The sequence below is a fragment of the Pseudomonas sp. PDM22 genome (assembly GCF_014851965.1).
Lineage (GTDB): Bacteria > Pseudomonadota > Gammaproteobacteria > Pseudomonadales > Pseudomonadaceae > Pseudomonas.
Genome location: NZ_JACVAR010000009.1, coordinates 89,329 through 115,521 on the forward strand (window position 1 = coordinate 89,329; position 26,193 = coordinate 115,521).

General features: G+C 66.7%; 26 protein-coding genes. 12 read left to right on the forward strand and 14 right to left on the reverse strand.

Annotation, left to right across the window (positions count from 1 at the left end; all coding sequences use genetic code 11):
* Position 1: 1 nt before the first annotated feature.
* The 5 genes from IB255_RS26725 to IB255_RS26745 form a co-directional block, all read right to left on the reverse strand.
* Entirely contained in the window at positions 2–397 is a 396-nt protein-coding gene (locus IB255_RS26725) for a hypothetical protein (protein WP_045214467.1), read from the reverse strand.
* Entirely contained in the window at positions 394–981 is a 588-nt protein-coding gene (locus IB255_RS26730; RefSeq protein WP_081516919.1) for a hypothetical protein, read from the reverse strand. Before IB255_RS26730 ends, IB255_RS26725 begins: the two co-directional genes overlap by 4 nt.
* A gap of 212 nt (positions 982–1,193) precedes the next feature.
* Positions 1,194–2,102, reverse strand: a complete 909-nt coding sequence (locus IB255_RS26735; RefSeq protein WP_081516920.1) for an alpha/beta fold hydrolase — start codon at positions 2,100–2,102, stop codon at positions 1,194–1,196.
* 186 nt (positions 2,103–2,288) lie between these two features.
* On the reverse strand, positions 2,289–3,125 hold the full coding sequence (locus IB255_RS26740) for a PhzF family phenazine biosynthesis protein (protein WP_081516921.1): 837 nt from the start codon (positions 3,123–3,125) through the stop codon (positions 2,289–2,291).
* Positions 3,126–3,311: 186 nt separating this feature from the next.
* Positions 3,312–3,503, reverse strand: coding sequence for a hypothetical protein (locus IB255_RS26745; RefSeq protein ID WP_081516922.1), 192 nt, complete (start codon positions 3,501–3,503; stop codon positions 3,312–3,314).
* Between the two features lie 373 nt (positions 3,504–3,876).
* On the opposite strand from IB255_RS26745, the gene IB255_RS26750 reads away from it, so the two are divergent.
* From IB255_RS26750 to IB255_RS30965, 6 genes are all read left to right on the forward strand, one after another.
* On the forward strand, positions 3,877–4,317 hold the full coding sequence (locus tag IB255_RS26750) for a hypothetical protein (RefSeq protein ID WP_081516923.1): 441 nt from the start codon (positions 3,877–3,879) through the stop codon (positions 4,315–4,317).
* Between the two features lie 105 nt (positions 4,318–4,422).
* Positions 4,423–5,163, forward strand: a complete 741-nt coding sequence (locus tag IB255_RS26755) for an SDR family oxidoreductase (RefSeq protein ID WP_192211099.1) — start codon at positions 4,423–4,425, stop codon at positions 5,161–5,163.
* Positions 5,164–5,187: 24 nt separating this feature from the next.
* Positions 5,188–6,414, forward strand: coding sequence for an MFS transporter (locus IB255_RS26760; protein WP_318652772.1), 1,227 nt, complete (start codon positions 5,188–5,190; stop codon positions 6,412–6,414).
* Positions 6,415–6,584: 170 nt separating this feature from the next.
* Positions 6,585–7,607 (forward strand): GlxA family transcriptional regulator, encoded by a 1,023-nt coding sequence (locus IB255_RS26765; RefSeq protein WP_230986109.1) that lies wholly within the window; start codon positions 6,585–6,587, stop codon positions 7,605–7,607.
* Between the two features lie 109 nt (positions 7,608–7,716).
* The gene (locus IB255_RS26770; RefSeq protein WP_081516926.1) at positions 7,717–8,640 is read left to right on the forward strand and encodes a 2-hydroxyacid dehydrogenase; all 924 of its coding nucleotides are present in this window, start codon (positions 7,717–7,719) and stop codon (positions 8,638–8,640) included.
* A gap of 100 nt (positions 8,641–8,740) precedes the next feature.
* Positions 8,741–8,866, forward strand: coding sequence for a hypothetical protein (locus IB255_RS30965; RefSeq protein WP_263866074.1), 126 nt, complete (start codon positions 8,741–8,743; stop codon positions 8,864–8,866).
* Positions 8,867–8,869: 3 nt separating this feature from the next.
* Here the strand turns inward: IB255_RS30965 and IB255_RS26775 are convergent, their stop codons facing one another.
* On the reverse strand, positions 8,870–9,712 hold the full coding sequence (locus IB255_RS26775; RefSeq protein WP_081516927.1) for a LysR family transcriptional regulator: 843 nt from the start codon (positions 9,710–9,712) through the stop codon (positions 8,870–8,872).
* Between the two features lie 116 nt (positions 9,713–9,828).
* Here IB255_RS26775 and IB255_RS26780 point away from each other — a divergent pair, with 116 nt between their 5' ends.
* Positions 9,829–10,320: a DinB family protein gene (locus IB255_RS26780; RefSeq protein WP_081516928.1), complete on the forward strand. Its 492-nt coding sequence runs from the start codon at positions 9,829–9,831 to the stop codon at positions 10,318–10,320.
* A gap of 4 nt (positions 10,321–10,324) precedes the next feature.
* On the opposite strand, the gene IB255_RS26785 is transcribed toward IB255_RS26780, so the two are convergent.
* From IB255_RS26785 to IB255_RS26795, 3 genes are read right to left on the reverse strand one after another with little or no spacing between them, the layout of a single operon-like run.
* On the reverse strand, positions 10,325–11,104 hold the full coding sequence (locus tag IB255_RS26785) for an ABC transporter ATP-binding protein (RefSeq protein WP_192211100.1): 780 nt from the start codon (positions 11,102–11,104) through the stop codon (positions 10,325–10,327).
* Positions 11,101–12,165 (reverse strand): FecCD family ABC transporter permease, encoded by a 1,065-nt coding sequence (locus IB255_RS26790; protein ID WP_081516930.1) that lies wholly within the window; start codon positions 12,163–12,165, stop codon positions 11,101–11,103. The genes IB255_RS26785 and IB255_RS26790 overlap by 4 nt, the downstream gene beginning before the upstream one ends.
* Positions 12,162–13,307: an ABC transporter substrate-binding protein gene (locus IB255_RS26795; RefSeq protein WP_081516931.1), complete on the reverse strand. Its 1,146-nt coding sequence runs from the start codon at positions 13,305–13,307 to the stop codon at positions 12,162–12,164. The genes IB255_RS26790 and IB255_RS26795 overlap by 4 nt, the downstream gene beginning before the upstream one ends.
* Before the next feature lie 188 nt (positions 13,308–13,495).
* Here IB255_RS26795 and IB255_RS26800 point away from each other — a divergent pair, with 188 nt between their 5' ends.
* Together IB255_RS26800 and IB255_RS26805 are read left to right on the forward strand one after the other, a co-directional pair.
* On the forward strand, positions 13,496–14,218 hold the full coding sequence (locus IB255_RS26800; protein WP_081516932.1) for a response regulator: 723 nt from the start codon (positions 13,496–13,498) through the stop codon (positions 14,216–14,218).
* Entirely contained in the window at positions 14,218–15,594 is a 1,377-nt protein-coding gene (locus IB255_RS26805) for an ATP-binding protein (RefSeq protein ID WP_081516933.1), read from the forward strand. Before IB255_RS26800 ends, IB255_RS26805 begins: the two co-directional genes overlap by 1 nt.
* A gap of 314 nt (positions 15,595–15,908) precedes the next feature.
* On the opposite strand, the gene IB255_RS26810 is transcribed toward IB255_RS26805, so the two are convergent.
* Both IB255_RS26810 and IB255_RS26815 read right to left on the reverse strand, forming a co-directional pair.
* The gene (locus IB255_RS26810) at positions 15,909–18,179 is read right to left on the reverse strand and encodes a TonB-dependent receptor (protein WP_081516934.1); all 2,271 of its coding nucleotides are present in this window, start codon (positions 18,177–18,179) and stop codon (positions 15,909–15,911) included.
* 192 nt (positions 18,180–18,371) lie between these two features.
* A complete protein-coding gene (locus IB255_RS26815) occupies positions 18,372–19,586 on the reverse strand; it encodes an MFS transporter (RefSeq protein ID WP_081516935.1) in 1,215 nt (404 codons plus the stop codon).
* A 214-nt stretch (positions 19,587–19,800) separates the two neighbouring features.
* On the opposite strand from IB255_RS26815, the gene IB255_RS26820 reads away from it, so the two are divergent.
* Together IB255_RS26820 and IB255_RS26825 are read left to right on the forward strand one after the other, a co-directional pair.
* On the forward strand, positions 19,801–20,193 hold the full coding sequence (locus IB255_RS26820; protein WP_081516936.1) for a GFA family protein: 393 nt from the start codon (positions 19,801–19,803) through the stop codon (positions 20,191–20,193).
* A 141-nt stretch (positions 20,194–20,334) separates the two neighbouring features.
* Entirely contained in the window at positions 20,335–22,272 is a 1,938-nt protein-coding gene (locus IB255_RS26825) for a tyrosine-protein phosphatase (protein ID WP_230986110.1), read from the forward strand.
* Positions 22,273–22,558: 286 nt separating this feature from the next.
* Here IB255_RS26825 and IB255_RS26830 read toward each other — a convergent pair whose 3' ends face one another.
* Positions 22,559–23,560 carry an AraC family transcriptional regulator gene (locus IB255_RS26830; RefSeq protein WP_081516937.1) on the reverse strand — a complete coding sequence of 334 codons (1,002 nt, stop codon included), beginning with the start codon at positions 23,558–23,560 and terminating at the stop codon, positions 22,559–22,561.
* 235 nt (positions 23,561–23,795) lie between these two features.
* Positions 23,796–25,304, reverse strand: a complete 1,509-nt coding sequence (locus tag IB255_RS26835; RefSeq protein WP_192211101.1) for a winged helix-turn-helix domain-containing tetratricopeptide repeat protein — start codon at positions 25,302–25,304, stop codon at positions 23,796–23,798.
* Between the two features lie 107 nt (positions 25,305–25,411).
* Between IB255_RS26835 and IB255_RS26840 the strand changes: the two genes are divergently transcribed.
* Positions 25,412–25,627, forward strand: coding sequence for a hypothetical protein (locus tag IB255_RS26840; RefSeq protein WP_081516939.1), 216 nt, complete (start codon positions 25,412–25,414; stop codon positions 25,625–25,627).
* 3 nt (positions 25,628–25,630) lie between these two features.
* Here the strand turns inward: IB255_RS26840 and IB255_RS26845 are convergent, their stop codons facing one another.
* The gene (locus IB255_RS26845) at positions 25,631–26,116 is read right to left on the reverse strand and encodes a GFA family protein (RefSeq protein ID WP_081516940.1); all 486 of its coding nucleotides are present in this window, start codon (positions 26,114–26,116) and stop codon (positions 25,631–25,633) included.
* Positions 26,117–26,193: the final 77 nt, after the last annotated feature.

Consider the following 26,193-nt stretch of genomic DNA (forward strand, 5'->3'; position numbering starts at 1 on the left):
CTCAGGCTTCCGGCTTCAGCGCGATGCCGCCGCAATTGCCGCGGGTCAGCAGGTAGTCCACCTGGCGGGCGCGGTTGATGGCGACGCGGATTTCGCAGCTGGCCGAATGGACCACGTCGCCCCAGTACTCGGTATGCACCAGCTGGCCGTTCTGCGGGCCGGTGTAGGTGCCGAGCGCCTCGCGGGAGACGTAGGAGGTGTCGCGGCGATAGATCAGCACGACCCAGTCATTCTCCGGCGCCAGGCCGATATCGCTGGGCGCGCCGAAGTGGTCGATGGCGTCGCCGGCCGGGCGGCCCTTCCAGTAACTGCGGGCCTGCGCTTCGGGCAGGGTGGGAATGGCGGAGCAGCCGCCGAGCAGGATGGCGATCATCCCCAGTGCGAGTAGTCCTTTCATTGCACGCCCTCCTTGGCCGGTGCGTTCTTCACGGGCATCTGCTCGAAGCCCTTGTCGACCATTTCCAGAATCAGGTTCTTGGCGTGCTCGCGGTTGCGCAGCTGGAACAGGCCAGGAGCGGCGGAGACCAGTTGCAGCATGGGCATCTTGCCCAGCGGGTACATCTTCTGCTCGACGTGGGCGTCCGGCTTGCAGAGGAAGTCGCGGCTCTGGGCGATCCACGCCTCGGGCTTCTTCTGCCATTCCTTGGAAACCTTCTTCGGACGGATGTCGTTGTAGAACTTGTCGTAGTTCTGCGCGCCGTTGAGGCGCACGCGGTTCTTCGCGCAGTCGACCTCGACGTCATAGGCGGTAAAGGTCGGCTTGGCGCCTTCCTCGTAGAATTCGTAGACACCCAGCGAGCGCACGCCGTTCTTGCGGTCATAGATGTTGGCGGGGTCGCCATCGATGACGAAGATTTCGTTCTTGTAGAGGCTGCCCTGCTGGTGAATCAGCCAGAAATCGCCAGAGGGGCCTTCCGCTTGCGCGGCGAGCGGGCTGCAAAGCAGCAGGGCAGGCAGCCAGGGCCTGAGGGGCTTGAACATATCGGACATTCCTTTGCCGTCGTGATCGCCCGAGCGCAGCGCACCCCGGCGAAAGAAGGGTAGGAAACTAGAGGCGCAGGTATTGATGGTCAACCTGCTTGTAGGATTTTTGTGACAAGCGGCAGTGAAGTTGCTGTGGCAATGGGGAACGGAAGAGCACCTGTTGGCGCTCTTCGAGGGCATGGCTCGCTCCTACAGGCGAGTCCTGCCCGTCAGGGCGAAATGAACTGGCGAACCGCCTGGATCGTCTGGGTCGGCGCCTCTTCCATCAGCCAGTGCCCGGCGCCCGGCACCACCACTTCGGTGACGTTGTCGGCGGCATTGCGCATGACGATGGCTTCACTGGCGCCGAAGGATTTCTCACCGCCGACGGCCAGCACCGGCATCGTCAGCTTGGTCTTGTTCGACGCCTCGTTGTCTACTGCATCCTGGCGAATGCTGCGGAACTGGGAGAAGGCCGCATGCATCGCACCGGGGCGGGCATAGAGCTTGGCGTAGTGCTGCCGGGTGGCTTCGTCGACCTTGTGCGGGTTTCCGGCGAATTCGTTCCAGAAGCGGTCCAGGTAGATGCGCTCGCGCCCGGCCACCAGGCGCTCCATGTCCGCGCCGCCAAAGTCGAAATGCCAGAGCATCGGTGAGCGAACGATGTCGTTCCACGGCGCGATGCCGGGGACGGGAGCGTCCATCACCACCAGGCGTTCAGTCTGCTGCGGATATCGGGCGGCGTAGGCGTAGGCCACCATGGTGCCGATGTCATGGCCGACCACCACCGAGTGCTCGATGCCCAGCGACGCCAGCACTGCGCGAACGTCGCCGGCCTGGGTCTTCTTGTCGTAACCGTCGGCGGGGATGGACGACAGACCCATGCCGCGCAGGTCCGGCACCACCACGGTGTGATCCTTGACCAGGTCCATGGCCAGTGGCGCCCACATGTCGCCGGTATCGCCGAACCCGTGCAGCAGCACTACAGCCGGACCCTTGCCGCCGACGCGGACGTGGATGGTCGCGCCGTCTACGGCGATGTCCTGGGTACGAAAGGAGGAGGGGAAAGCCACTACGCCGGCATGTGCCGGAATGCTCAGGATCACCAGCAGGGATGCGGTCAGCAGGGAGCGGATCATGGTGAGCTCTCCAGAGGTCGACTGGAGGAGCGTAGTCCGCTTTGCGAGTCTCACACGAGCCGCTGTTCTCGCCGCCTGCGTTACCATCACTGCGCGAGGGATTGCTACCCGCTAACGCACTGGTTCGATCCTGGGAAGGCCATTCAGTGGACGGGGAATTGATCTGTCAGTGGTGCTCATTGTCCATCAGAAGACGGCCCTGCCGGAAACGCAGTGCTGCACGTCTCCTCCTACCCAGATTGTCCCGTCGATGCTTTCGATCTGTACTCTGCCGCGGCGCCCGATCACCGTACCCTGGCTGGCCGTGTAGCGGTCGCTCAGGGTGCCCGAGCCGATCAGCCATTGAGCCAGGCCGGCATTCAGGCTGCCCGTGACGGGGTCCTCGTTGCATTCCTCGCCCATGAAAGCTCTGACCTCCACATCGGCTTCAGCGTCCGGGCCCGTCCACGGAGCAATGACGCCGACATTCAGCCCTTGCAGTGCGGCGTAGTCGGGCCTGATGGCCAGCACTTCAGCTCGATTTGCCAGCAGCACGCCGGCCCAGCCCGGGCCGTTGTCGACCCACTGGCTGGCGCGGACCTGCCCGGTGGCGAGGCCGAGCCCCTGTTCAATCAGTTTCAGCGTCGCCGCATCCAGCGGTCCGCTGCGCTTGAGCGGCGGAGCGGAGAACGCCAGTTGCCGGCCTTGCCTGCGTATGCGGATCAGGCCCGCCGGGCACTCCTGGACAACCTCGGCAAGCTCGAGACTGTCCTGCTGATGCAGCCATACCTTGCAGCTGCCCAGCGTCGGGTGCCCGGCAAAGGGCAGTTCGCGCAGCGGGGTAAAGATGCGCACGCGGTAATGCGCTTCCGGCGTTCGGGGCTGCAACAGAAAGGTGGTCTCGCTGAGTTGCGTCCACCGTGCAAACGCCTGCATCTGTTCGGTGGTGAGCTCGTCGGCATCCACCACCACTGCCAGCGCGTTACCTTCGTAGGGGTGTTCGGCAAAGACATCGACCTGTTCGAACTGCAGGTAAAGCGGCATCAGATTTCCTTGATAGGCAACGGCGGATCAGCCCGGACCGGGGCGAGGCTAATCGCTACGCGAAGATTTTAAAAGGATGCCGGGAGTCCGATGCGGTCCGCGACCGGCCGCTGTCGACAGATTCCGTTCAAGCATGGGTTTCTACCGCAACAACAACCGTCGTCACGGCAGTTGCGAACGTCATTTCTACTGGTTTCGGGCGTTCTCCAGGGCCTGTTTTTCTGCCGCGGCGGTGATGGCGGTCTGGCGATTCTGCTCCGCCATGTAACAGGCATCGCGGCTGACTCCCTGTGCCAGGCAGGTGGACATCCGCTGCGCCGGGCTTGAGCAGCCGGCCAGGAGGAGGACGGTAACGGTGACTGCGAGTAGTGCGCGCATGGCACATCCTTCTTGGGTCGTTCAACGGGAGGGGAGGAAAGCTCGAAGGGAAGTGACTTCCCCTGGCGCTATTGTTTGCCGGCGCGCGTGGGGCGACAGCGCGAAATCCAGTCACGACTTGTAGGAAAGTGATTACACGCCCGGCGCTCGCTCTTCGAGGGCTCCCTCGCAGCCCTTTTGTATCCCACTGTATCCGGCGACCGATCTGACATTCGCGGAGATGGCGGCGGCTGTTTTCGACACGCTGCAGATACCCCAGGGGCTCTTAATCAGCACCAACAGCTCATCGGCACGGCAAGCACTCCAGGGTTCTCCAGTGCGTGGTGTCCCGCTCCGATGAGCTGTCCCCCCTTACCCCTTGAGGATCGATGCCATGAAAAACCTGAAAACCTTCATGACCGCTATTGCCTTCTCGCTGGCTGGCGTCGCAGTGCACGCGAATGCCGCTACCGAAGCCAGCTGCTCCCAGGGCGCTGCGTGCTTCCAACTGACACCCCTGGCCAAACAGGGCACGGCGCCGCAACTGGCTGAAGAGGGCTTCAGCCGGACGCCCCTGGGCATGCGGGTGAACTCGGCAGCGCCGGCAGAGCAGACCATCGCTTCCGACGGTTTCAGCAGAACTCCGCTGGGAATGCGCGTGAGCCCCGATGCGCCGGCACAGCAGACCATTGCCGAAGATGGTTTCAGCCGTACTCCCCTGGGCATGCGCGTGAACTCCGAAGAGCCGGCGCAACAGACCCTTGCCGCCGATGGCTTCGGCAGGACTCCGCTGGGCAAGCGCGTGGCTTCCCCGCAGGATTCGGGTATCGCCTGATGCCCGTTTGCGGAGGGCGCCTCGCTTGTGGCGCCCGAGGATTGTTAGGATTTGCAGGCCTTCTGGCGGCAAGCGCCGCGCTGATGAGTCAATACAGGTGAGGCGATGAAGAGCAACGAAGCAGGGCGCAACAAAGTCGCCATGGTTTTTGGCGGTTCCCGAGGTATCGGTGCCGCAGCGGCAAGGCAACTGGCAGCCGACGGATTCGCCGTGGCGCTGACCTATGTGTCACGGCCGGATAGCACCCAGGCGCTGGTCGCCGAGATCGAATCCGGCGGCGGCCGGGCCATTGCCATCCAGGCTGACAGCGCGGACGCCGGCGCCATCCGCGACGCGGTGTCGGCGGCGGTCGAACACTTCGGTGAGCTCGATGTGGCGGTGGTGAATGCCGGCGTGCTCCGGCTGGCGCGTATCGACACGCTCAGCGTCGAGGATCTCGACCTGATGCTCGATGTGAACATTCGTGGCGTCATCCTCTCGATCCAGGCCGCCGTGGCTCGCATGCGGGACGGTGGACGGGTGATCACCATCGGCAGCAATACGGCATCCGGCCGTACTTCGGTGGAGGGCGCCGTGTACTCGATGACCAAGGCCGCCGTGGCGCGGCTGGTACAAGGGCTGGCACTGGACCTGGCGCCGCGCAGGATCACCGTCAACAATATCCAGCCCGGCCCGACCGCGACGGACATGACGCAGGCGCATCTGGAGGCGCTGGCTGAACTCGTCCCGCTCGGACGAGTCGCCCAGCCTGTGGAGATTGCCGGCCTGGTCTCGTATCTCGCCAGCCCGGCTGCGGCCCACATGAGCGGCTCGAGCCTGACGCTGGATGGCGGCTATGCCCTGTAATACCCGAAGCCCCAGGAACGCTCTGTGCCCCAGGACCTGACCCATAGCGAAGCAGACGTGCCCACGCGGTGGAGCGTCGTTGTCCTGTGCATGCTCTTCAACGTCATCGACGGGCTGGACGCCATGGCGATGGCCTTTACCGGCAGCCGCGTGTCCGCGGAATGGGGGCTGGGCGCGGGCCAGCTTGGCGTGTTGCTCAGCGCCAGCCTGCTGGGCATGGCCGGCGGTTCGCTGCTCGGCTCCCGGGCTGACCTGCACGGCCGCCGGCCACTGCTGCTGGCGGCGCTGTCGTTGAGCGGCCTGAGCATGCTGCTGTCGTTTTGCAGCCAGGGCTACTACCAACTGCTGCTTCTTCGGGTACTCACCGGCCTGGGCATCGGCGCGGTGCTGGTGGGCGCCAATGTGCTGGCCTACGAGTCCGCCAGCCGACGCCGGAGGAACCTGGCGATTGCCTTGCAATCGGTCGCCTTTGCCCTGGGCGCGGGTCTGGGCGGGCTGCTGGCGCACCAGTTCAATGAATGGATCGGCTGGCGCTACGTGTTCCTGGCCGGTGGCGGAGTCACGCTGGCTGGCGCGGTGGCGGGCGCATTCTGGCTGCGCGAGTCGCCGCAGTTCATCAGGCTCGCAGCCACCACGCCGCGAGTGCCGCGCAGCGAGGTCTACGGGCAGTTGTTCGCTGCCCGGCAGTGGCGACTGACCGCATCGCTGGCGCTGGCGCTGTTCCTGGCGATGGCGGGCTTCTACTTCGTGATGAGCTGGACGCCGACACTGATGGTCCGCAACGGATTCAGCGAGCAGCAAGGGGCCGTCGATGGGCTGCTGCTGTCCTGCGGTGGCATGCTCGGCGCGTTGCTGGTGGGACTCTCGGCGAACCGTAGCGGGGGACGGGCGCTACTGCTTGGCCTGCTGCTGATCAACGCGCTGGTGATGGTGCTGATGGCCTTGCTGGTCGCCGAATCGGCGCTGCCGGTTGCCGTTGGCGTGTTAGCGGGGATGGCCCTCAACGGGGCCATCGCGGCGCTGTTCGTCCTCGCGCCGCAGTCCTTCCCGGCGGCGATTCGCGCCAGTGGCGTGGGGCTGGTGCTGGCGACCGGGCGGCTGGGGGCGATCATCTCACCCGCCATCGCCGGGAGCCTGCTCGTCGCGCAGTGGAGCACGGGGGCGGTGTTCCTGCTCTTTGCTGGCGGCCAGATAGTGGCGGCACTGATGGTCTGGCTCGGCTATCGGCGGATTGTGCAGGCATCCACCTGACATGCCGAGCTGGCGGCGTGCCGGCCTCCGCGCGCAGCGCTATGGCCCAGAGCGGGGCGTTTGTATAATCCTTTCCACAAGCGGCAGAACCGGCTTTGTGCCGGGCGGGCGCCAAGGTGAACACCTGAGCTGAAGTACCTGCCAACAAGAATTCACAATGGTGTGCAGTGGTGGAAAGACGACAGTTCAGCGAGTCCATGCAGGGGCAGAACCTGCGCTTCGTCGGCGATCGCAAGGCCGAGCCGCAGCGCCCGCGCAAGGTCGGTTTCGTCCTGCTGGAGAACTTCTCCCTCCCGGCCTTCACCCAGGCGCTGGACACCCTGGTCACTGCCAATCTGATCCGTGAAGGCGCCTTCGCCACGCGCACCTACAGCCTCGATGGCGAGTCGGTCACCAGCGACCTGGGCCTGGTTATCTGCCCGGCCTCCGCGCTGGAAAGCAAGTACCTGGACATGGACCTGCTGGTGGTGTGTGGTGGCCTGCGCACACCGCTCAAGGACATGCCCAACCTGAGTCGCCTGCTGCACCTTGCCGACGAGCGCGGCATCGTCCTGGCTGGCCTGTGGAACGGCGCCTGGTTCCTCGGCAAGGCAGGCCTGCTGGACGGCCACAAGTGCGCGGTGCACCCCGAGAACCGCGCCTCGCTGGCGGAGGTTGCGCGCAACAGCGTGGTGACCGCCGAGAGCTACATCCTCGACCGCAACCGCCTCACCGCCGGCAGCCCGAACGGTGCCTTCAACCTGGTGCTGGAGTGGATTCACAATTTGCACGGCCGCGAGCTGGTGGAGGGCATCGTCGATATCCTCGCCTTCGAGGAATCGCGCTACCGGCGCACCCGCCCGGCACTGCACGAGAAGATGACCCAGCCGCTGCGCGACGTGCTCAACCTCATGAGTGCGAACATCGAGGAGCCGCTGAGCACCGACCAGTTGTCCGAGTGCGTGGGCCGCTCCAAGCGCCAGCTGGAGCGGCTGTTCCAGGAGCAGCTGGGGACCTCGCCGGTGCGCTATTACCTGGAGCTGCGCATCACCGAAAGCCGGCGTCTGCTGCAGCATTCCGATCTGTCGCTGGTGGAGGTGGCGCTGGCTTGCGGCTTCGTTTCGCCCAGCCATTTCAGCAAGTGCTACACCTCGTTCTTCGGCCATTCGCCGTCGAAGGAGACCCGCTTCGGCTGCGTGCGCTCGGCCAAGTGAGCAGGGCGGGCCGGTCTGCGGGCCCGCAGTACTGCTCCAGTGGTGTTCCTCGCGCGGGGCGGCTGGTTAACTGCCAGAACGTGCGAACAACAAGAGCGAGGAACAGGACGTGATCTTTCTTTACAACGCCGAACCCGAACACGCCGAGAAATGGCGGGCCCTGCTGACCGCCCAGGTGCCGGACCTGGAATTCGTCGAGGGCTTCGATGCGGTTGACCCGGCGCGTGTCACCTACCTGCTGACCTGGAAGGCGGTCGCCGACATCGAGCGCTACACCGGCCTGCGCGTCCTGTTCGCGGCGGGAGCCGGGGTGGACCAGTTCGACCTGTCGAAGATCCCCGAGTCGGTGGCGCTGGTGCGCATGGTCGATGACTCCCTGGCGGACATCATGGCCGAGTTCGTGGTGATGTCGGCGCTTGCCCTGCACCGCGAGATGCCGGCCTACCGCTGGCAGCAGGCCAGTCAGGTCTGGGAGCCGCTGAGCATCCTGCCGGCGGCGACCAGCCGTGTCGGCGTGATGGGCCTCGGCCAACTGGGCCAGGCGTGCCTCGCGCAACTGCGCCACCTGAAGTTCCAGCTGCTGGGCTGGAACCGCTCCGCGCGGCAGATCGACGGGGTGCAGACCTACACCGGCCCCGAGGAACTGGCGAGCTTCCTGTCGCAGTGCGACATCCTGGTCAACCTGCTGCCGCTGACCGACAGCACCCGCGGCATTCTCAACCGCGAGACGCTGGCGCAACTGCCCAAGGGGGCGGGGCTGATCAACGTTGGCCGGGGCGAGCACGTGGTGGAAGCCGATCTGGTCGCAGCGCTGGATGCGGGGCAGGTCCGCGCGGCGATCCTCGATGTATTCCGCGAGGAACCGTTGCCGCAAGACCATCCGCTGTGGTCGCACCCGCAAGTCTGGGTCACTCCGCATATCGCCAGCACCATGCAGGTGGAAGGCGGTGCGGCGGTGGTGGCGAAGAACATCCTGCGCGACCTGGATGGCACCGAGCTGCTGCACACGGTGAATCGCCAGACCGGTTACTGACGCGTTTCGCTTATCACTGAAATAGCCGGCGCGCGCTGTTTGTCCCGCACGGCACTTTCGATACTGGCGGCTCCCAACCGCCGTTCAGGAAGTGCCGTTCATGGACCACGAACCGATTGATGCCCGCGACTTCGCCTTCACCCACTTTGCTGCCGTTGCCCTGTGCGGCTCGCTGATCCTCGCGCTGGCGTTATTCCTGGCGCGTGTGGGTGTATTGCTGCACTGAGGATCAGGCGGCGATGGCCTGGCTCAGCGTGCTGATCAGCGCGCGGGTCTGGGCGTCGCGATGGGCGCTGTAGAGCACCACGTCGCGGGGCGGCAGCTCCGGCAGGCCGAAGCGTTCGCGCACATCCGTGCAACCTGATGGCGCCATGCGTTCGACCATGGCACCGATGCCGATACCGGCCGACACTGCCGCGCCAATGGCGAGAATCCCCGAGCCGACGAAGGCTTCGGTCCAGCTACGGCTCTGCGTCTGCAGCGCGTTTTCGACCATGCTGCGCATGCCGCAGGGCGCCGGCTGGATCGCCAGCGGCAGCGGCGAGCCATCCTCCAGTTCGAAGGACTCGGCGGCCATCCAGCCGAAGCGTTCGCTGCCGATCACCTCGCCATCCTGGCGGCGGTTGTCGTGGCGCAGGATCAGCGCGATATCCAGCGCGCCTTCCTCGTAGCTCTCCAGCATCTGCCGCGAGGTGCCGAGGCTGAAGGCGACTATCACCTCCGGATCGGCCTGTGCCAGACGCTTGAGCCAATGGCTCAGGTCGGCGCCGAGGATGTGGTGGCTGACGCCGATGCGCAGGGTACGGCGCGGCGTGTCGAAGCAACGCAGGGTTTCGTCGTAGCTGGCCAGCAGGCGGCGGGCGCTGGCGAGGAACACCGAGCCGTGGGCCGACAGCGTGACGCGGCGCGGCGTGCGCTCCAGCAGCGGGCGGCCGAGGGATTCCTCCAGGCGCTTGATCTTCAGGCTGATGGCCGCCTGGGTGGCACCGGTGGCTTCGGCGGCGCGGGTGAAACTCTTCAGCTCGGCGACCAGCAGGAAGGCGCGGATGGCTTCTATATCAGGGGTTTTCATGGCGGCGAATCGTCCTTGGGGCTGGCTGCAGTCTGGCAGTTGGGCCGGCACAACCCAAGCGCTGGATGCGCTACAGTGCCGCCTCCCTCTTCATTGGCCGCTGACAAGGAATCGCGATGCTGACCCAGGCCTTCGCCTACAAATGCTGGTCGGACCGCCGGGCACTGGACGCCATCGCCCGGATCGATGCCGAGCGCTTCCCCGAGGAACGTGCCTTCGCGCTCCAGCAGCTCAACCACGTGGCCATAGTCGAGGACTTGTTCCGCGCGCGGTTGCAGGGCGAAGCGGACCCGCACCCGGCCACCAATACCCAGTCGGTGCCCGGCTATGACGAGCTGCGCGGGCGCCTGCTGACTTCCGCTCAGTGGTACGTCGAGCAACTCGCCGCCCTGACCCCGGAGCGTGCGCGGGAGGTCATCCGCTTCCGCTTCACCGATGGCCGCAGCGGCAGCCTGACCCGCGAGGAGATGTTCTTCCACATCCTCAACCACGCCACGTACCACCGCGGCTCCATCGCCCGCGCGCTGGACCAGGCTGGCGTGGCGCATCCGGCGGACACCTACACGGTGTTCGTGCACACCACCCAGCCCGAGCGCCGCGAAGGCTGAGCGCTCAGCAGGCCACTTCGTCGATGATGATCTGCAGCGTCTGCCGCGAGCAGCGCTCCACCCGCGCCTGCACGCCGTACACCTCGCCGAACAGTTGCGGTGTAAGGATGGATTCGGCGCCCCCGGCAGCCACCAGCCGGCCCTGGTGCAGCACCGCCAGCTGATCGGCGTAACGCGCGGCGAGGCCGATGTCGTGGAGAACGGCGATGGCGATCAGGCCGTGGCGGCGCACTTCCTCCTGCACGCACTGCATGACCCGTAGCTGGTAGTTCAGATCCAGCGCGCTGGTGGGCTCGTCCAGCAGCAACACCTGCGGACGCTGCGCCAGCAACTGGGCCAGGCTGACCATCTGCCGTTGGCCGCCAGAGAGGCGGTCCAGGCGCTGGTCGCGCAGGTGCAGGATGCCGACCCGACGCAGCGCTTCGAGGGCGGCGGCCAGCGGGTCGGCGCGACGCAGTTCGGTGTCGAATGGGTTGACCCGCAGGCTGGCGAGCAGCGCGTCGAGCACACTCAGGGCGATGCCGCCGGGCAGGTTCTGCGGCATGTAGGCGATGCGCCGGCTGCGTTCGCCAACCGACAGCGAGGCGAGTGACTGACCGTCCAGGCTCAGGTCGCCGCGCACCTGCTCAAGGCCCGCGAGGCCGCGCAGCAGGGTGGACTTGCCCGCGCCGTTGGGGCCGATCAGGGCGGTGAGGGTGCCGCGTCTGAGCTCCGGCAGCGTCACGTCGTGGACCACCGCGTGACGGCGGTAGGCAACCGTCAGGTTCTGTGCGAGCAAGCTCATGCGCTGCGTCCTCCCCGGCAGATCAGCGTGATGAAAATCGGCACACCCACCAGCGCTGTGACGATGCCCACCGGCACGATCAACCCCGGCATCAGCAGCTTGCTGGCCACCGACGACAGCGATAGCAGCAGCGCGCCGACCAGCGCACTGGCCGGCAGGTAGAAGCGCTGGTCCTCGCCGATCAGCATGCGCGCGATGTGCGGGCCGACCAGGCCGATGAAGCCGATGGTGCCGACGAAGGCCACCGCGCACGCCGACAGCAGGCAGATACGCAACAGGGCGAAGCGGCGCAGGCGGCGCACGTCCACGCCAAGGCTGCGGGCGCGGTCTTCGCCCATGCGCAGCACGGTGAGTTTCGACGCGGCGGCCTGGGAGAAGGGCAGGCAGAGCGCGAGCACCAGGGCCAGCGCGCCAGCCTTGTGCCAGTCGGCACGGGCGAGGCTGCCGAGGGTCCAGAACACCAGCTGTTGCAGCACGTCCTCGCTGGCCATCATCTGCAGCAGCGCCACCGCCGCATTGCAGCTGAACACCAGGGCGATGCCGAACAGCACCAGGCTTTCCACTCCGCCCCCGCGCAGGCGCGAGAGCAGCTGCAGCAGCACCAGCGACAGGCAAGCGAAGACGAAGGCCGCTAGCGACACCGCGGCGTTGGCCGACAGCCAGGCATTGCCGAGGTGGAAGAAGATCGCCAGCGAGGCGCCCAGTGCGGCGGACGAGGACACGCCAAGGGTGAAGGGGCTGGCCAGCGGGTTGTCGAGGATGGTCTGCATTTCCGCGCCGGCCAGGGCCAGCGCGCCGCCTACCAGCAGCGCCATCACCGCGTAGGGCAGGCGCACGTTCCAGATGATCACCCGCTGGCTCGGCTCCAGTTCGCCCGGATGCAGCAGGCCATGGAACAGCGCGGCGGGCGTCAGCCCGGACGGCCCGCTGAGCAGGTCCCAGGCCATTGAGCCCAGCAGCAAGACGAGCAGCGCGACCAGCACCGCCCCACGGCGGCGCAGTTGCAGCCGGCGCTCTTGGCGTGCCTGCTGCAGGTCGATCTTGTCCAGGGCGGCGTTCATTCAGACTGGCCGGCGTCGATCCAGTAGGTGCCGTCCAGGCCGATGCGCAGGAAGTCCTGGTTGATCTGCGCCTGCGTCTTTGCCGGGTCGAGATCGGCGAAGCGTTCCGGGTGGACCCAGCGTGCCATGGCCTCGATGGCGAGGATGTTGAAGGGCGAGTTGTAGAAGTCGTGCCAGAGGCCGTGGGCGTTGCCGGTGCGAATCGCGCCGAGGGTGGCGAACTCGGGGCGTTGCAGGACTTTGCCCAGGCTCTCGCGGGCCTGCTGCTGGCTGACGCCTGCGCCGAGGATCAGCCCCGGATTGCGGTTGCCGGTGGCGATGTAGATATCCGGTTTCGCCGACAGGGCGTACTCCACGCTGATGTCGCCCAGCGCGCCGGGTACCACGCCGGCGGCGATGTTGCGCCCCCCCACTGCGTCGATCACGCTGCCCAGGCCGCTCTTGCCGGTGGTGTGGCCCGGCGCCTGCCAGACGCCGGCCAGCAGTTCGAGGAACACGCTCGGCTTGTGCGCGTCATCCAGCCCGGCCACGCCGTCGCGGATGCGCTGCAGGTGGGTGTCGTAGAACTTCAGGTACTGGTCCGCCTCGGCCTGGCGACCGAGCGCTGCGCCCAGCGCGGTGAGACTGGTACGCACGCCCTCGATGGGGTGCACGCGGAAGTCGACGAACACCACCGGCACGCCGGCGGCGGCGAGGATGTCGGCGATCGGGCTGTGCTGGGTCGGGCCTTCGCCGGCGATGCTGAACACCGCGAGGTCCGGCTTCAGCGCGAGTATCTGCTCGGCGCTGACGCTCTGCTCCGAGGCCTGGCCAATCAGCGGAATCTGCTTCACCTGGGGGAAGCGCTGGGCGTAGACGTCGAAGGTGTGCGGGTCGAGCAGGCGCACGTCGTTCTGCCAGCCGACCACGCGCTGGAAGGGATTGTCGCGGTCGAGCAGGGCGAGGGCGAAGAACAGTCGGCCTTCACCCAGCACTACGCGCTGGGCGTTGCCGTTCACTTCGACCTTGCGTCCGAGCACGTCGGTGACGGTGAGCGCCTGGGCGGGCAGGGCGAGGCCGAACCAGCCGAGGCAGAGCAGGGCGAGGGTGGCGAAGGCGTGAGTCAGACGGGAGCGGGAAGCGCGGGACGACAGGAAGGGCATGCGGAACGACCTGGGCATGAAGTAGAATTAATCGCATTTGCAATCCACTCTACCGCTGCCGTCGCGGGCGAGCCGGGCGGCTTTGTATTGGAGGGGCGCGAAATCCCGCGCCACAACATTCCATTACATTTGCGCCGTGCAGCCCCTGCCAACAGCCGGAACGATAGCGACCCGCCGCGAGTTTCCCGATGTCCAGGCCAGACCACATCCTCGTCGTCGACGACGACCCCGAGATCCGCCAGCTGCTGGCCGACTACCTCAAGGGCATGGGCTACCAGGTGTCCGCCGCCGCCGATGGCCGCGAAATGCAGCGCCAGCTGGAAGTGCAGCCGGTGGACCTGGTTGTGCTCGACCTGATGCTGCCCGGCGAGGACGGCCTGACCCTGTGCCGCGACCTGCGAGCGCGCAGCGACGTACCGGTGATCATGCTCACCGCGCGCGGCACGCTGATCGACCGCATCATCGGCCTGGAGATGGGCGCCGATGACTACCTGCCCAAACCCTTCGACCCGCGCGAGCTGCTGGCGCGGATCAAGGTGGTGCTGCGTCGGGTGCAGAGCTTCCCGCAGCGCGCCCAGGTGGACGAGGCGGCGACCCTGCGCTTTGCCGGCTGGGAGCTGGACACCCGTGCCCGCCACCTGCGCTCGCCGGCCGGCCTGAGCATCGCCCTGGCCGGCTCGGATTTCCGCCTGCTGCGCCTGCTGCTGCAGCATCCCAATCGCCCGCTGGGCCGTGACTTCCTGTTGCGCCAGGTGTTCGACAAGGAGCGCCTGCCGTTCGATCGCGCCATCGATGTCTGCGTCAGCCGCCTGCGCCAGCACCTGGAGGACGACCCGAAGTCGCCGAAGCTGATCCGCACCGTGCGCAACCAGGGCTACATGCTCACCGCCGAAGACGTGGTCAGCGCCTGATGCGCTTGTGGCCGCGCACGCTGTTCGGGCGGCTGGTGGTGATCCTGGTGGGCGGGATGATCGCCGCCCAGGTGCTCACCGGCAGCATCTGGTACGACGTGCGCCACACCCAGGCGCTGGAGATTCCCCTGCGCCTGGCGGCCGCGCGGCTGACTGATCTGCAGCACCTGCACCAGCGTCAGCCGGAGAGCTTTACGCAGGCGCTGAGCGCGCTCGATCGGCCGGGGTTCGAGGCGCGCCTGGTGGATTCGGCGGACGAGCCGGATGGCTCCTTCGATCCAGCGGCCGAGCGCCTGCTTCGTCGCGCGGTTCACGATCAGGGCGGCGACTCGCAGGGGCTGCGCCTGTTGCGCGTGGAACTGCATGACGGTGCTGGCGAGCGCAGCGGGCTGACCGGGCTTTTCACCGGCAATGGCACCAAAGCGCACCTGTTGCTGGAGGCGCCGCTGGACGATGGCCGCTGGCTGCGCATCGCGATGATCGAAGGGCAGGGCTGGAGCAGCCAGTCGACCCTCGACGTGGCGCTGGATTACCTGCTGCGCCTGTACCTGCTGCGCATCCTCGTGGTGGTGCTGCTGGCTCTGCTGGCGGTGCGCCTGGCCATCGGCCCGCTGGACAAGCTGGCGCGCGCCGCCGAAGGCCTGGGCCAGGACATCCAGCGGCCGCCGCTGGCCGAGGAAGGGCCGCTGGAAGTACGTCGTGCCGCCCGCGCCTTCAACGCCATGCAGCAACGGCTGATCCACAACCTTGGCGAGCGCATGCGTTTTCTTGCGGCCGTGTCCCACGATCTGCGCTCGCCCATCACCCGTCTGCGCCTGCGCACCGAGATGCTTGACGACGAGACCGCGCGACAGAAGATGCGCAAGGACCTCGACGACATGGAAGGCATGGTCACCGCGACCCTGGATTTCATCAGCGGCAGCGACCTCGATGAGGCACGGCAGAACCTCGATGTGAACGCGCTGCTGCAGAGCCTGCAGGCGGATTTCGAGGAGCAGGGCGAGCGGGTTTCGTTGTCCGGGCGCGCGCTGCAACCGCTGGCCGGTTACCCGCTGAGCCTGCAGCGGGCGCTGCTCAATCTGCTGGAGAACGCCATCCGTTATGCCGGTGGTGCCGAGGTGGAAGTCGAGGACAGCGCGCAGGCGCTGTGCATCCGCGTGCTGGATCGCGGGCCGGGCATTGCGCCGGAGCAGCTTGAGCGGGTGACCGAGCCGTTCTACCGGCTGGAGCCGTCGCGCAATCGCGCCACGGGTGGCTACGGATTGGGGCTGAGCATCGCCCAGACCATTGCCGCTGCGCACCACGGGCGGTTGGAGCTGCGCAATCGCGAAGGCGGCGGGCTGGAAGCGACGCTGCTGTTCGATCGCGGCGCCTGAAGGGCAGCCCCCCTGTAGGAGCGAGCTTGCTCGCGAATAGCCTGACACCGTGAATTGCAGGTTCGCGAGCAAGGGCTAGGCGCCCCCCTCGCTCCTACAAAAGAAGATCGGTGCGGGGATTGGGTCGCGAACCTGCCCGCCGGGTTTCCGGGGAGGGAGTCCTGTTGGCGGACAGGTTCGCGGTTGAAGAGATGGACGGGCCAGCAGCGTTTCCGTAACCGGCCCCGAGCGGCCTCGATACCCGACTGCAGCATGGGTATCGCTTCGCTCCACGCCATCCTACGAAAAGCAGGTTCGGCGCAGGCTGTCCTCACTCAGAACGAATAATCCGCACTCAGCACCGCGCCGCGGCTCGCGCCCGGAACGCCGTAGCCGCGGCCGTTGTACTGGCTCCAGTAGTGCTTGTCGAACAGGTTGTTGACGTTCAGGCGCAGCTGCACGTCCTGGGTCGCCTGCCAACTGAGCATGGCGTCGTGTACCACGTAGCCGGGCACGGTGGTCTGGCCGGCGCGGGTCATGGTCGAGCCCAGGCCGGGGTAGATCTTCACGTCGTCCACGTACTGCACGCCGTAGCTCAGAGCAAAGTCGTCCGGCAGTTGCCAGGTGCTCCACAGGCTCAGGGCATTCTGCGGGGTGTTGGCCAGTTGCACGCCCTTGTCCGAGCCGTTGTAGGGCTTCACCAGCTTGCTGTTCTGGTGCACGTAGGCTGCGTACAACGACCAGTTTCGGGTGATGTTGCCGCTGGCGGACAGCTCAATGCCGCGTACCCGCTCCTCGCCGCCGGTGTAGGCGGAAAGTTCTTCGTCGTCGATGTAGGTCAACTGGCGCTTGGTCTCGAACACATCACCGTTCAGCGCCAGCTGGCCGTCGAGGAACTCCCACTTGCTGCCCACTTCGTAGGTCTTGCCACGGTCGCCCTTGGTCGAAGCGATGCTGCCGGTCTGCGCCACGGCGAGCACGCCGGAAGGCTGCCTGGCGTTGGCGTAGCTGATGTAGAGGCTGCCGTTCTCCACCGGCTTGTAAGTCAGCGCGGTGTGCACGCTGGTGAGCTTCTCGTTCTGCGAGGAACTGCCCTTGTCGACCCAGGCGGCGCTCTGGCTGGCGCGGGTCTGGCTGTCCAGCACGCGGGTGTCGAAGTGATCCTGGCGGGCAGCCAGGTGCAGCTGCCAGTGCTCGTCGAATTTCAGCGTGTCGAGCACGTAGAAGGCCTTGTCCAGCTGCTCCACCGACTGCTTGGCGGAGGTGTAGGTGTCCAGCGCGTAGGGGTACTTCGACCAGTCGTTGCTGGCCACCGGCAGGTTGCCCATGGCGCTGCGGCTGGCGGCGGTCAGCGCACCGGTCTTCGAGTCGAGCGTCTGCTTGCTCAGGTCGAAGCCACCGACCAGGGTGTGACCGATGCCGAAGGTGTCGACACGCCAGGTCAGGTTGGTCTGGTTGCTGTAGGTGTCGTTGGTCTGCTCGCGCAGCGGCGTGTTGATGTTGCGCCGGTAGATGCCCTTGCCGGCCTGGATGCCGGGCGCACCGGCGTTCGGGTCGCCGCCGGGGGTGGTGACGAAGAAGTCGTGGTCCAGGTGGAACCAGGTGAAACGGCTGTCCAGGCTCAGGGCGTCGTTGAAGTCGTGGGCGAACTTCAGGTTCACCCGGTGCGATTCGTTGTTCTCGTAGTCGAGGTTGCGCCAGCCCCAGTAGCTGCTCCAGCTGGCGCCGCCGGCACGGTGCGGCGAGCCGCCGTTGCTGCCGTTGACGGTGGGGATGCCGTAGTCGGGCGTGGCGTTGTCGTGCAGGTACTCATAGGCCAGGGTGACGCGGGTGTCGGTGCCCAGGCCCAGCGCCAGGGATGGGGCGAAGCCGTAGCGCTCGTCGCCGACCCAGTCGCGGCCGTCGGTGCCGGTGTTGGCGCCCATCACGTTGACGCGGAAGGCCGCACCTTCGCCGAGGCCGTCGATGCGGTGGTTCACGTCCAGCGTGCCGCGCTTGAAGTTGGCGGTGCCGACGCCGCCGCTGAGCAGGTTGAAGTCGTCCAGCTGCGGGGTCTTGGTCACCAGGTTGACCGCGCCCCCGACGGCGCCGACGCCCCAGGCGGCGGTGCTGGAGCCCTTGAAGACCTCCACGCCTTCGGTGTTGAAGAAGTCATCGCGGGAGTACTTGGCCGGGTCGCGCACGCCGTCGCGGTAGATGTTGCCGTCGGCGTTGAAGCCGCGGATGGTCAGGCTGTCGCCGACGCCACCACCGCCCTCGCCGGAGTTGAAGGTGATGCCCGGCACGTTGCGCAGGGCGTCCTTCAGGCTCTGGGCGTTCTGCTCCTTGAGCAGCGTCTCGGAGAGCACGGTGACGCTCTGCGGGGTGTCGCGCAGCGGCTCGCTGTACTTCGCCGAGCTGGCGCGGTCGACCTTGTAGGGCGACTCCCGGGTGGCCTGCACGGTGCTGTCGGGCAGGGCCAGGGCGTCCTGGTCATCGGCAGTTGGCGGCTGATCTGCCCAGGCACTCAGTGGGATCGCCATGAAGGTGGCGAGGCCGACGACGGGTGCGAGGGTGAGAGGTGCTTCGGAACGGGTAACGGGAGTGAGGTTCAGGCGGGACGACATGGACGGAAAGCTCTCCGGCAAATGCGAGTTATTTGCATTGCGGGAAGGCTAACAGTGATGGCCCGTGGCCCAGGCGGCGCAAATGTATCGCCGGCGAGGCTCGGGGCGCTTTACAACAATCCATTACATTTGCCCGCGCACGAACGGCCGGGCGAAGGGTCTGCCGCCGGCTCGGGGCCGGCGGCAGAAGGCTTACGCTTTCTTCTTGGTGGACGGCAGCAGGATGGTCAGGCAGCCCAGCAACGGCAGGTAGGAGCACAGCTTGTAGACGTACTCGATGCCGCGGATGTCGGCCAGGTGGCCGAGGAAGGCCGCGCCGATGCCGCCGAAGCCGAACATCAGGCCGAAGAATACCCCGGCGATCATGCCGACGTTACCTGGCACCAGTTCCTGGGCGTAGACCACGATGGCCGAGAACGCCGAGGCGAGGATGAAGCCGATTACCAGGCTGAGGATGCTGGTCCAGAACAGGTCGACGTAGGGCAGCGCCAGGGTGAAGGGCGTGACGCCGAGGATGGAGAACCAGATCACCGCCTTGCGGCCGATGCGGTCGCCCACCGGGCCACCGAAGAAGGTGCCGGCTGCCACCGCGCCGAGGAAGCCGAACAGGTACAGCTGCGAACTGGCCACCGAGAGGTCGAACTTCTCGATCAGGTAGAAGGTGTAGTAGCTGGTGAAGCTCGCCATGTAGAAGTACTTGGAGAACACCAGCAGCGCCAGCACCACCAGGGACGCGGTCACCCGGCCCTTGGACAGCCCGTGGGTGGCCACGCCGCCGGCCTTGAGCTTGAACAGGTTGAGGTGGTGGCTGTACCAGCGGCTCAGGCCCCAGAGCACGCCGACGAGGAACACCGCGAACAGGCCGAAGTAGGCCACGTTGCCCTGGCCGTACGGAATGATGATGGCCGCCGCCAGTAGCGGGCCGAAGGCGCTGCCGGCATTGCCGCCGACCTGGAAGGTGGACTGCGCGAGGCCGTAGCGCCCGCCGGAGGCCAGCCGCGCGATGCGCGAGGTTTCCGGGTGGAAGGTCGAGGAGCCGATGCCCACCAGCGCCGAGGCCAGCAGGATGGCGTGGAAGCTGCCGACGAAGGCCAGCATGAGGATGCCGATCAGCGTGCAGACGCTGCCCAGCGGCGCCAGCCAGGGTTTGGGATGGCGGTCGGTGTGGTAGCCGACCCAGGGCTGCAGCAGCGAGGCGGTGAGCTGGAAGGTCAGGGTAATCAGGCCTACCTGGGTGAAGCTCAGGCCGTAGTTGGCCTTGAGTACCGGGTAGATAGACGGCAGCACGGCCTGGATCAGGTCGTTGGTCAGGTGGGCGAGGGCGCACGCGCCGATCACGCGCATGACCAGCGGGCTGGCCTGGCTGGCCACGGACGGCGTGGCCAGGGAAGAAGCGGTGGTAGACATGGGACTCCGGGGCAGCAAGGTGTGGCGCGCGGGCAGGGCGCGCCGGGTTCTTCGTATTGGGAGGCCTATGCTAGGCGTGCGAACCCTGGCTGTCTCACGCGATCCGGACGACGAATATCGCGAAACGGCCAAATACCCCACGCGTCGGACTGGCGGAGCGGGCGCCGCCAGAGCCGGTCAACCTATCTTCTTCGGGCACGAGAGGAGCTAAAACATGGACAAGACCACCGGCAGCTGCCTGTGCGGCAGCGTGCGTATCGAGGCGACGGGCCTGCCTTACCGGGTCGGTATCTGCCATTGCCTGGACTGCCGCAAGCACCATGGCGCGCTGTTCCACTCCTCGGCAATCTTTCCCGAGAGCGCCGTGCGTATCGAAGGCGACACGCAGGAATATCAGGGGCGATGCTTCTGCCCGCGCTGCGGTTCCTCGGTGTTCGGCCGTAGCGGCGACGAAGTGGAAGTGAGCCTTGGCGCGCTGGACGAGTCGGACCGCTTCCAGCCCACCTACGAACTCTGGACCTGCCGCCGCGAAGCCTGGCTGCCGGCGTTCCCGCTGAGCCATCGTTACGAGCGCGACCGCGAGTCGACCGAGCGGCGCGAAGACTAGGGAAAGCGCCGATCACGGACAGAAAACGCAAGCCACGGACAGATCGCGCCGGCATTTCCCTTTGCTGCAGGATTGTCACATTCGCGCTCGAAAACCCTGCCGATAGTAGCCCCCGCCAACAAAGCTCAAAGAGGCTACATCGTGTTCCATCGTGCTCTGCTTTCCGCATCCACCCTCGGCCTGTCCCTGCTCAGTCTGTCCATCGCCTGCGCCAACGCGGCCGAGACCTATACCCTGGACACGCCGCATCTGGCCGGCATCGACAACTTCCGTGACATCGCCGGCACCACCACCGCCTACACCACGTCCAACGACGGTGTGATGCGCTCCGGGGTGTTCTACCGCTCCAACGCGCTGACGCCCAAGGGCACGGACCTGGCGGTATTGAACAGCCTGGGTATCAGCGATGTGTTCGACCTGCGTACCCCGAGTGAAATCGCCGGCACGCCGGATACCCTGCCGGCGGGTGCGACCTACCAGAACATCGACATCATCGGCAGCACCACCTCCGGCGCCAATGTCACCAATATCTCCTTCACCAGCGCCGCCCAGGCCATCGAGATGATGGAGGAGACCAACCGCGCCTTCGTCAGCGACGCTGGCATGCGCAGCCAGTTCACCACGCTGTTCAACGAGCTGGCCGCCGCCGACGGCGCCTCGGTGTTCCACTGCACCGCCGGCAAGGACCGCACCGGCTGGACCGCCGCCGTGCTGCTGAGCATCGCCGGGGTGGACAGCCAGACCATCATGGAAAACTACCTGGCGACCAACGACTACACCGCCGCGCGAGTCAAGGCGACCCTGGCGATGCTGCCGGCGAGCATGGCGGCCATCTACGAGCCGCTGCTGGGTGTGCAGGCCAGCTACCTGCAGGCCGGCCTGGACGAAGTGACCGCCGAATACGGCAGCATGGACAACTACCTGAAGGAAGGCCTCGGCCTGTCCCAGGAAACCATCTACGTGCTGCGCGGCAAGATGGTCTATTACAGCACCCTGCCGGGCGTCGCAGGTCTCTCCGGCAACGCCGCCGCTGGTGCGCAGTTGCTGACCCAGTTGCAGAACAGCAGCCTGTCCGGCGACTACACCGCCTACAACTACTACCTGCAGTCGGCCATCGACGCCGGCACCCTCGGTGGCGTCGAGTCCACCGTCGGCGGCCAGGTGCATGCCGACGCGGCCAGCTACCTGCTGCGCCAGGATGCGCTGATCGACCGCGCCGCCGCGCCCTATGCCAGCGGCGTCGACCTGAAGGCCGGGCAGACCCGCCTGTGGACCACCGCGCTGGCCGGCTACCAGGGCAACTCCGCCACCTCCAGCGCCGAGAGCAGCAACGAACACACCCAGGGCATGATGATCGGCGTGACCCAGCGCTTCTCCGAGCAGCTCAGCGGCAATGCCGGCTTCGGCTACAGCAAGGGCAGCGTCGGCGGTGCCGGGGGTGACGTGGATACCGACCTGACCTTCATCCGTGGCGGCGCGCGCTTCGCCCTCGACAGCCTGGAGCAGGGCCTGTTCGTCGACGCCGACCTCAGCTACGGCTGGCTCGACTACGACAGCAAACGCGACATCGGCGGCGGCCTGGGCAAGGCCAAGGGCGACACCAACGGCAACCTCAGCGGCGGCAGCATCGCGCTGGGCTATCGCACGGCGGTGTCCACCGTCACCCTGGAGCCGAGCATCGGCCTGCGCTACAGCCATCTGGACCTGGACGGCTTCCAGGAGAAGGGCAGCGAGCTGGCGCTGGACGTCGACGACATGAGCGAGAACCGCCGCAGCGCCTATGCCAACCTCAAGGCTTCCTTCGCTCCCGTGGCGCTGGGTAGCGGCTGGCAGATGGTGCCGGGCCTGGAAGTGGGCTACGACCACGCGCTGGGTGACTACAAGGTCGACAGCGAAGGCCACCTGCTGGGCCTGGACGTTTCCCAGCGTGCCGCCTTCGACAATCGCGACCAGTTCAGCGGCGCGTTCAGCCTGACCGCCAGCCAGGGCGACTTCAGCGTCGGCGCCGAAGCTGGCGTACTGGGCGGTAGCGGCAGTCATGGTGCCAGCGGCACTCTGAAGGCCAGCTATCAGTTCTGATCGGTACCGCGCTGTAAGAGCGGCCTGCTGGGAACATCCGGCGGGCCGTTTGCATTTGGCGAGCGAGTAGGGCGGATAACGCCAGCGGCGTTATCCGCCATGATGGCCGGCGGATAACCCGTTCCGGGTTATGCGCCCTACGTATCGGCTCTGCATGGTCATGTGGGCGGGCCTGCTCGCGAACCGGAACCGGTTGAATCATCACCGGCGAGCGAGTAGGGCGCATAACGCCAACAGCGTTATCCGCCATGATGGCTGGCGGTTGACCCGTTCCGGGTCATGCGCCCTACACGGGCAGCGCCAGGTTCCTGCGCAGGTCCGCAGGGCTCATGCCGTAGGCGCTCTGGAAGTACTGGCAGAAGCGCCCGACGTTGCTGAAGCCCAGGGCCAGGGATAGCTCGCTGACCGACTGCGCGCTGTCCTGCTGCAGCGCGTCATAGGCGCGCTGCAGGCGCACCTCGCGCTGGTAGGCGACGATGGAGCTGCCGACGAAGCGGCGGAAGCCGTCCTGCAGGGCACGCAGGCTGACGTTGGTCAGCTCGGCCAGTTCGCTGCCGCTGACCATGGTGTCCGGCTGCTCCTGGATGGCGTGCTGGATGTAGTCCATGGCCAGCTTCACGTGGCGCGGAGCGATCTGCGGTGCGGGGCGCCTGAGTGCATCGCTGTAGTTGTGCGGCCAGATTTCCAGCACCGAGTCCACCAGCATTTCCTGCAGGCGCGCCGGCATCAGCGCGCTGGAATTGATCAGCAGGTCGAACTCGTTGCCGGTGGCCATGGCGACGATGGCCTTGATGCCCTGGAAGGCGTCGTTGCTCAGGTCCACCCGTGGCTGGAAACGCACTTTGTGGCTGATCGGCCGGCCGAGCAGGGTCGCCAGGCGACGGGCGAACAGCGAGCGGCGCACGGATAGACCATGGTGCGCGTGGCCGTCGATGAAACCGACCGACCGTACCGAGGCCTTCTCCATGGCCAGGCCGACGCTGGGCAGGCCGACGCTGTCGCTGCACTGGTTGAAGACGACGCGGCCGGCGCTGGGGAAGATGAAGGTGATCTCGTCGTCCAGGTCCGGCATCTCGGCCAGCAGGTCGCCGCGAAAGCTCAGGCGGCGGAAGCTCACGCCTTCGTAGCGGCCGTAGACCCCGCCGATGGCGATGGGCTTTTCGGGGCGCGGCATCCCCGAATAGAGGTTGCCGAACATCCGCGTGTAGAGCTCGCCGAAATCATCGGCGGTCATGTTCTCGGAACGGATCAGGAACTGCTTGCGCGAGGTGCTCGTGTCTACCGTCATGGTCCGTCTTCTGGCAGCGCCGGGAGGAAAGATGGGCGAGCACGTTAGTCGGCGAGGGTTACAACTGCGTGTCGGTGGCCGCGTGAAGCGCAAATGGCGGGTCAGGCCGGACACCGGTACTTCCCTGTAGGAGCGGGCCATGCCCGCGATCGCGCGCACGGCGCGCTCCTGCAAGCGTGCCGCTATGGCGGATAACCCGTTCCGGGTTATGCGTCCTACGAGGTGACGCAACCCGTCAATCCGGCAGTCCCGCCTTGCGGAAGCCTTCGACGAAGTGCTCGCGCACCGCTCCGTCGCGCAGGGGCTCGGTTTCCACCCAGTGACGGATGCTGAAGTCCGGGTTGGTGACCAGGAAGAACTCGGTTTCCGCACGGGCTTCGTCCAGCCGGCCCAACTGGGCGAGGCTGGCAGCGAGGAAACGCCGCGAGCTGCTGCGGTAGGTCTCGTCGCGGCGCAGGGTCTGGATCGCGCCTGGATAATCGCGCGCCGCGTACTGCGCCTGGCCCAGCGTCAGGTAGTACCAGCCGGCGGGGAAGGGGTTGAGGCGAAAGGCCCGGCGGATGTACTCCAGGCCCTCGTCGATGCGCCCGGCCAGCACCGTGACATCGGACAGCGCGGTCCAGGCGTCGGCATCGTTGGGGTCCAGTTCGAGTGCTCGCTGGAACTGCGCGTCGGCTTCGGCGTACTGGCGCTCGTAGCTCAGCAGGTAGGCCAGGCTCCAGCGGCAGCCGGCATCGTTGGGGTCGATGGCCACCGCCTCGCGCGCCTGCGCCAGGGCGGTTTCGCGCTCAAGCGTCGTCGGGCCGCCGCTGTGTATCCAGCCCATCCAGTGGTTCATCGCCAGCCAGCGCCGCGCCTCGGCATACTGCGGGTCGAGGGCGATGGCGCGGCTGAGCATCAGGTGCGCTTCCCGTGCGGCCAGTGGTGAATCATCCATCAGTTGGCGGGCGCGCACGCAGAGTTCGTAGGCTTCCAGGTTCTTCGGCCGGTTGCGCGGCAGCGGCCTGCGCAGGTGGCCGAGCAGGGCCTGGATGATCTGCCCGGTCAGCTGGTCCTGCAGGTCGAAGAGGTCTTCCGCGCGGCTCTCGAAGCGCTCGGCCCAGACATGCTCGCCGGTGCTGGCGTCCACCAGCTGGGCGTTGATCCGCACGCGCGCATCGGCACGCCGCGCGCTGCCTTCGAGCAGGTAGCGCACGCCCAGCTCGCGGGCGATCTCGCGCACGTCCATGGCCTTGCCCTTGTAGGCGAAGGCCGAGGTGCGGGCGATGACGAACAGCCCGCCGACCCGCGAAAGCTCGGTGGTCAGGTCTTCGGTCAGGCCGTCGGCGAAGAGGGTCTGCTGCGGGTCGTCGCCGAGGTTGGCGAAGGGCAGCACGGCGATGGACGGCTCCTCCGGCAAGGCCGGCGGCGTGCGCGGTGCGTCCGCCAGGCGCTGCACCGCAGCGCTGAAGCGGTAGCCGACACGGGGCACCGTGGTGATCCAGGGGCTGCCGTCCGGCGCTTCGCCGAGCACCTTTCGCAGTTGCGCGATCTGCACGGTGAGGTTGCCTTCCTCGACTACAAGGCCTGGCCAGGTGGCGTCCATCAGCTCGGCCTTGGTACGAATCTCACCCGGCCGCTCGAGCAGGGTCTGCAACAGGTTCAGTGCGCGAAAACCGATGGCGACGGGCTGCTCGTCGCGCTTGAGCACGCCGGTTGGGCCATCGAGGACGAAGGGGCCGAAAGCCAGACGCGATTGCTGCATTACGCCCCCTTTGCAAGTTTTTGGAAGTGTTTGGCGCGGCTTGAGGACGGCGCCCCGGGCGACCGCCATGCTCGGCCCCATGAGGCACGAGTCGAATGGAGGTTGCCATGAACCATACTCCCCGCCTGCTGCTGCCGGAAGCCTCGCGCCGGTCGTTCAGCCTGTCGTCCCTGCTGCAACTGCTTGCGCTCTGGCAGACGCGTGCGCGGGTCCGCCGCCAGCTCGCCTGCATGGCCAGGGCCAATCCGCACCTGATCGAGGACATCGGCCTGACGCGCCGCCGGGTGGCACAGGAGATCGCCAAGCCGTTCTGGCGCGCATGACTGTCACTGTTCCAGTCCGAGGCGCTGGTGCCACTGGGCGATGGACTCCTGCGGGTAATCGTCGAACTGCAGGTCATGTGGCCCGGCCTCCACCTCGACCCAGCCGGCCTTCGATCGCAGCAGCAGGTGGGTGTGCTCGGGAGGAACCGGCAAGGGCGTGTCGATGGCCGAGGCGAAGGGGTGGATCAGTTCCGGCCAGCGTGAATCGTAGAGCCACAACCCGCTGCCGCACTGGCTGCAGAAATGCCGCTCGGCGCCGCTGGTGTGGGTGCGCTGGCCCTCCTCACGGATCTTCGCGTGGTAGATGCTGATGTGCTTGCGCCCGCGCACCCTGAGGCTGGCAGCCTCGCCGCCGAGGTTGATCGCATAGCCACCGCCGCCCTGGATCTTGCGGCAGATCGAGCAGTAGCAGCGCTGGTAAGGGTAGGGATTGGCGCTGTGCAGGCTGAAGTGCACGGCGCCGCAGTGGCAGGAACCTTCGAGCAGCATGGCGTCTCTCCTTGCTGTTTGGCCTTGAGGGATACCTGGGCAGGGACTCGCGGGCGCGCCGGGGATTCCATCGGATC

Excerpts from the sequence above, each read along its gene's own strand:
- IB255_RS26830 (WP_081516937.1), bottom strand. The coding sequence starts at position 23,560 with ATGACGGTAGACACGAGCACCTCGCGCAAGCAGTTCCTGATCCGTTCC.
- IB255_RS30965 (WP_263866074.1), top strand. The coding sequence starts at position 8,741 with ATGGACCACGAACCGATTGATGCCCGCGACTTCGCCTTCACCCACTTT.
- IB255_RS26780 (WP_081516928.1), top strand. The coding sequence starts at position 9,829 with ATGCTGACCCAGGCCTTCGCCTACAAATGCTGGTCGGACCGCCGGGCA.
- IB255_RS26755 (WP_192211099.1), top strand. The coding sequence starts at position 4,423 with ATGAAGAGCAACGAAGCAGGGCGCAACAAAGTCGCCATGGTTTTTGGC.
- IB255_RS26800 (WP_081516932.1), top strand. The coding sequence starts at position 13,496 with ATGTCCAGGCCAGACCACATCCTCGTCGTCGACGACGACCCCGAGATC.
- IB255_RS26745 (WP_081516922.1), bottom strand. The coding sequence starts at position 3,503 with ATGCGCGCACTACTCGCAGTCACCGTTACCGTCCTCCTCCTGGCCGGC.
- IB255_RS26725 (WP_045214467.1), bottom strand. The coding sequence starts at position 397 with ATGAAAGGACTACTCGCACTGGGGATGATCGCCATCCTGCTCGGCGGC.
- IB255_RS26820 (WP_081516936.1), top strand. The coding sequence starts at position 19,801 with ATGGACAAGACCACCGGCAGCTGCCTGTGCGGCAGCGTGCGTATCGAG.
- IB255_RS26805 (WP_081516933.1), top strand. The coding sequence starts at position 14,218 with ATGCGCTTGTGGCCGCGCACGCTGTTCGGGCGGCTGGTGGTGATCCTG.
- IB255_RS26845 (WP_081516940.1), bottom strand. The coding sequence starts at position 26,116 with ATGCTGCTCGAAGGTTCCTGCCACTGCGGCGCCGTGCACTTCAGCCTG.
- IB255_RS26790 (WP_081516930.1), bottom strand. The coding sequence starts at position 12,165 with ATGAACGCCGCCCTGGACAAGATCGACCTGCAGCAGGCACGCCAAGAG.
- IB255_RS26730 (WP_081516919.1), bottom strand. The coding sequence starts at position 981 with ATGTTCAAGCCCCTCAGGCCCTGGCTGCCTGCCCTGCTGCTTTGCAGC.
- IB255_RS26740 (WP_081516921.1), bottom strand. The coding sequence starts at position 3,125 with ATGCCGCTTTACCTGCAGTTCGAACAGGTCGATGTCTTTGCCGAACAC.
- IB255_RS26775 (WP_081516927.1), bottom strand. The coding sequence starts at position 9,712 with ATGAAAACCCCTGATATAGAAGCCATCCGCGCCTTCCTGCTGGTCGCC.
- IB255_RS26795 (WP_081516931.1), bottom strand. The coding sequence starts at position 13,307 with ATGCCCTTCCTGTCGTCCCGCGCTTCCCGCTCCCGTCTGACTCACGCC.
- IB255_RS26840 (WP_081516939.1), top strand. The coding sequence starts at position 25,412 with ATGAACCATACTCCCCGCCTGCTGCTGCCGGAAGCCTCGCGCCGGTCG.
- IB255_RS26835 (WP_192211101.1), bottom strand. The coding sequence starts at position 25,304 with ATGCAGCAATCGCGTCTGGCTTTCGGCCCCTTCGTCCTCGATGGCCCA.
- IB255_RS26785 (WP_192211100.1), bottom strand. The coding sequence starts at position 11,104 with ATGAGCTTGCTCGCACAGAACCTGACGGTTGCCTACCGCCGTCACGCG.
- IB255_RS26750 (WP_081516923.1), top strand. The coding sequence starts at position 3,877 with ATGAAAAACCTGAAAACCTTCATGACCGCTATTGCCTTCTCGCTGGCT.
- IB255_RS26810 (WP_081516934.1), bottom strand. The coding sequence starts at position 18,179 with ATGTCGTCCCGCCTGAACCTCACTCCCGTTACCCGTTCCGAAGCACCT.
- IB255_RS26735 (WP_081516920.1), bottom strand. The coding sequence starts at position 2,102 with ATGATCCGCTCCCTGCTGACCGCATCCCTGCTGGTGATCCTGAGCATT.
- IB255_RS26815 (WP_081516935.1), bottom strand. The coding sequence starts at position 19,586 with ATGTCTACCACCGCTTCTTCCCTGGCCACGCCGTCCGTGGCCAGCCAG.